This window comes from Pseudomonas sp. 18058 (genome assembly GCF_902706155.1).
Taxonomy (GTDB): domain Bacteria; phylum Pseudomonadota; class Gammaproteobacteria; order Pseudomonadales; family Pseudomonadaceae; genus Aquipseudomonas; species Aquipseudomonas rustica.
This window is the reverse complement of the sequence record NZ_CACSJY010000127.1, coordinates 1-515: the sequence shown is the minus strand read 5'-3', so window position 1 is coordinate 515 and position 515 is coordinate 1. Positions and strand designations below refer to the sequence as shown.

The window sequence follows — 515 nt, the reverse complement described above, 5'->3', positions numbered from 1 at the left end:
GCCTGGACGTGACCGATTTCGGTACGCCCGTGCGCATCGTGACGACCAACCCCCAGGGCGACCGCGTGCGCATGACGATCGAGCCGATCGGTGAGTGGGAGCACAGCGCCTACCAGAGCGACAACCAGTTCGTGGTCGAGGTCCGCCAGAAGAAGGTGGACCTGAACAAGCTCACCCAGGGCCCGGGTTTCAGCGGCGAGAAGCTGTCGCTCAACTTCCAGAACATCGAAGTGCGCTCCCTGCTGCAGGTGATCGCCGACTTCACCAACTTCAACATCATCACCTCCGACACGGTGACGGGCGCGCTCACGCTGCGGCTGAAGGACGTGCCGTGGGACCAGGCCCTGCAGATCATCATGGACGCCAAGGGCCTGGGCATGAAGAAGTCCGGCTCCGTGCTGTGGATCGCGCCCAAGGACGAGATCGACGCCCGCACCAAGAAGGACTACGAGGCCGCGCTCGCGATCCAGAAGCTGGAGCCGCTGCGCACCCAGGCCTTCCAGCTGAACTACGCC

The 515-nt window shown here is 64.3% G+C and carries 1 protein-coding gene; it reads left to right on the top strand.

The features are described from left to right. The coding region (locus GVL50_RS28470; protein ID WP_178124231.1) for an AMIN domain-containing protein at window positions 1–515 on the top strand (515 nt) is incomplete at both ends.